The following is a 4053-nucleotide window of genomic DNA, read 5'->3' as shown; positions in this document are numbered from 1 at the left end:
AAGCTGCGGGCCAGCGACGAACGCCGCCTGCAACTGGAGCGTGAACTCGATCCGCTGCGCAACCGCATCACCGACTTTCAGCTCAAGGAACAGGCCGCGCGCCTGGGCGTGGAGCAGTACACGCAGATGCTCGAAGAGGCCCAGGCCGATCTGGCCGCTGTGGCGCAAAGCATCACGGAAGGCAACGTGCGGCTGCCCGGCATGCAGGGCGAGATCGACCGCCTGCACCGCGAGATCCAGGCGCTGGGCGCCGTCAACCTCGCCGCGCTGGACGAACTCACCGCTGCGCGCGAGCGCAAGACCTTCCTCGACGCGCAGACGGCCGACCTGGTCGAGGCCATGAACACGCTGGAAGACGCGATCAAGAAGATCGACAACGAAACCCGCGACCTGCTGGGCAGCACGTTCGAGACCGTCAACACGCACTTCGGCAAGATGTTCCCCGAGCTGTTCGGCGGTGGCAACGCGCGCCTGGTGATGACCGGCGAGGAAATTCTCGACGCCGGCGTGCAGGTGATGGCGCAGCCACCCGGCAAGAAAAACCAGACCATCCACCTGCTCTCGGGCGGCGAGAAGGCGCTCACCGCGATTGCGCTCGTGTTCGCCATCTTCCAGCTCAATCCCGCGCCGTTCTGTTTGCTGGACGAGGTGGACGCGCCGCTGGACGACGCCAACACCGAGCGCTACGCCAAGCTGGTCACCCACATGTCCAAAGAGACGCAGTTCCTGTTCATCAGCCACAACAAGATCGCCATGGAAATGGCCGAGCAGCTGATCGGCGTGACCATGCAGGAGCAGGGCGTCTCGCGCATCGTGGCGGTGGACATGGAATCGGCCGCCGGCATGCTCGAACCCACCTGAACAACAACACCATGAGCACTCTGCAAATCAGCCTGGCCATCATCGGAGGGCTTGTGCTCGCGGGTGTGGTGGCCTACAACGCCTGGGTCACGCGCAAGAGCGTGCCGCGCCTTGCGCGCGAGCGTTCGGCGCACGGCCCCGACGATGCGGCGAGCGACGAGACCGTGCCGTACTCGCCAGAAGACCTGACCGGCCACGAGATCCAGCGCATCGACCCGGTGCTGGGCGACATGCCCGGTGCGTCCACGCAGCCCGACCCGGCCGCGATTGCCGTGGCGGCTGCTGCGGTTCATGTGAACCCCTTGCTGCACCAGCCCGAGCGCAGGCCCAACCTGGACGCACTGATCGACGTGATCACACCGCTGGTGCTGGACCACGAGGTCTCCGGCGACGCATTGCTGGCGGCTCTGCCCGGCACACGCCGCGTGGGCAGCAAACCGTTTGCGGTCGAAGGCCTGTGCGATGCCACCGGCGAATGGGAGACGCCGCGCCTGGGCCAGCGCTACCGGGCCCTGCAGGCCGGTGTGCAACTGGCCAACCGGGCCGGCGCGCTCAACGACATCGAGTTTTCCGAGTTCGTGGTGAAGGCCCAGGCTTTTGCCGATGCCGTGGGCGCAGCACCCGAGTTCCCCGACATGCGCGCCGAGGTGGCCCGCGCCCGCGAGCTCGACGCGTTTGCCAGCGGACACGACGCTCAACTCGGTTTCACCCTGCGCGCGCGCCGTGCCGCCTGGAGTCCGGGTTATGTGGCGCAACACGCGGCCAAGCTGGGCTTTGTGGCGGGCGCCTTGCCCGGCCGCATGGTGCTCTCGGGCAGCGAGAGCGGGCAGGCGCCCATCCTGAGCCTGGTGTTCGATCCACAGGCCGCCATGGCCGAAGACCCGGAGCAAAGTGCCTTGCGCGAGGTGGCGCTGTCGCTGGAGGTCACGCACGTGCCGCGCAGCGAACAGCCCTTTGTGCGCATGCGCCAGGCGGCCAAGGCGCTGGCCGAGGCCATGGACGGCGTGGTCACCGACGACGCAGGCCAGCCCCTGTCCAACGACACCATGGACGGCATCGGCGCCGACCTGGAAAGCCTGTACGACGCGCTGGACAGCCGCGACCTGTCGGCCGGCTCGCCTCAGGCTCGCCGCCTGTTCTCCTGATCCGACTGTCATGACACCCGATCTTTTCGCTGCGGGGCCGAGCCCCGCCGAGCGAGCCGCCGAGTTGCGCGCCCAGCTCCACCACCACGCCCACCGCTACTACACCCTCGACGACCCGGAAATCCCCGACGCCGAGTACGACCGGCTGTTCCGGGAACTGCAAAACATTGAAGCCGCACACCCCGGGCTGCTGACCAGCGATTCCCCGACCCAGCGTGTGGGCGGCCGGGTGCTCGATGCGTTTTCGCCGGTGCGCCACCGTGTGCCCATGCTCTCGATCAACACCGAGACCGACACCGAGCCCAGCGGCGCGCGCAACTTCGACACCCGCGTGCGACGAGCCCTGGGACTCACCGAGGCCGATGCCCCGGTGGACTATGTGGCCGAACTCAAGTTCGACGGTCTGGCCATGAGCCTGCGCTATGAAGCCGGCGTGCTGGTGCAGGCCGCCACGCGCGGCGACGGCGAGGTGGGCGAAGAGGTCACGACCAACGTGCGCACCATCCAGCAGGTGCCGCTGCGACTGCCGGCCGACGCACCGCCGGTGCTCGAAGTGCGGGGCGAGGTCTACATGCGGCGCGACGACTTCGACGCGCTCAACGACAAACAGCGCGCCAAGATCGCTGCCGGCGCCAAGGGAGAAAAGACGTTTGTGAACCCACGCAACGCCGCCGCTGGCGCGGTGCGCCAGCTCGACTCGGGCATTGCGGCTCAGCGCCCCTTGAGCTTCTTCGCCTACGGTCTGGGCGAGATCACGCCGCCCGATCAAGGCGGCCCGGCGTTCGAGACCCACTTCGAGCTGCTCATGCAGCTCAAGGCCTGGGGCTTTCCTGTGGCCGAGCAGACCGTGCTGTGCAGCGGTGCAGACGCCCTGGTCGCTTATCACCAGCGCATCGGGGCCAGCCGCGACCAGTTGCCCTACGACATCGACGGCGTGGTCTACAAGGTCAACTCGCTGGCGTTGCAGCGCCAGCTGGGCTTCGTCACCCGCGAGCCGCGCTGGGCCGTGGCGCACAAATACCCCGCGCAAGAGCAGCTCACCACCGTGCTGGCCATCGACGTTCAGGTCGGCCGCACCGGCAAGCTCACCCCCGTGGCCAAACTGGCGCCGGTGTTCGTGGGCGGCGTCACCGTGACCAACGCGACGCTGCACAACGAGGACGAGGCGCGCCGCAAGGACGTGCGCGTGGGCGACACGGTGATCGTGCGCCGCGCGGGTGATGTGATCCCTGAGGTGGTGTCGGTGTTGCTCGACAAACGCGTGGGTAACCCAGAGCCTTTCAGCCTGCCCCGCCAATGCCCGGTGTGCGGGAGCGATGCCGTGCGCGAAGAAGGCGAGGTGGACTACCGCTGCACCGGCGGCCTGTTCTGCGGCGCGCAGCGCAAGCAGGCCCTGCTGCACTTTGCGCAGCGCCGTGCGGTGGAAATTGAAGGCCTGGGCGACAAGCTGGTCGAGCAGCTGGTGGACGCCGGCGTGGTCAAGGTTCTGCCCGACCTGTACCGGCTGGGCCTCGTGTCCCTGCTGGCGCTGGACCGCATGGCCGAGAAGTCGGCGCAGAACATCCTGGCGGCGCTGGAGAAATCCAAGCGCACGACGCTGCCGCGTTTCCTGTTCGGCCTGGGCATCCGCCACGTGGGCGAAGCCACCGCCAAGGAACTGGCGCGCCACTTCGGTCAGCTCGATCGGATCATGGACGCCAGCCTCGAAGCCCTGTCGGAGGTCAACGATGTGGGCCCGGTGGTGGCGCAAAGCATCCGCACCTTCTTCGACCAACCGCACAACCGCGAGGTGGTGGAGCAACTGCGCGCCTGTGGTGTGACCTGGGAAGAGGGCGAACCCGCCGAGCGCGCACCCCAGCCGCTCGCGGGCAAAACCTTCGTGCTCACCGGCACCTTCCCCACGCTCAAGCGCGAAGACGCCAAGGCCCTGCTGGAAGCCGCCGGCGCCAAGGTGGCCGGCTCGGTGAGCAAAAAAACCGACTACGTGGTGGCCGGCACTGATGCCGGCAGCAAGCTGGACAAGGCCAACGAGCTGGGTGTGGCGGTG

General features: G+C 67.9%; 3 protein-coding genes. All 3 read left to right on the top strand.

Features of this window, described 5'->3' with window-relative positions; genetic code table 11:
* Window positions 1–861: chromosome segregation SMC family protein (locus Q0C59_RS19055; protein WP_407066573.1), on the top strand; the 861-nt coding region annotated here is incomplete at its 5' end.
* An 11-nt stretch (window positions 862–872) separates the two neighbouring features.
* Window positions 873–2006, top strand: coding sequence for a cell division protein ZipA C-terminal FtsZ-binding domain-containing protein (locus Q0C59_RS19050; protein ID WP_291218536.1), 1134 nt, complete (start codon window positions 873–875; stop codon window positions 2004–2006).
* A gap of 10 nt (window positions 2007–2016) precedes the next feature.
* A partial coding sequence (ligA, locus tag Q0C59_RS19045) for an NAD-dependent DNA ligase LigA (RefSeq protein ID WP_291218534.1) occupies window positions 2017–4053 on the top strand: 2037 nt, incomplete at its 3' end.

The sequence above is a fragment of the Hydrogenophaga sp. genome, assembly GCF_022844385.1.
GTDB lineage: Bacteria > Pseudomonadota > Gammaproteobacteria > Burkholderiales > Burkholderiaceae_C > Hydrogenophaga.
This window is presented reverse-complemented; position numbering and strand designations above follow the sequence as displayed.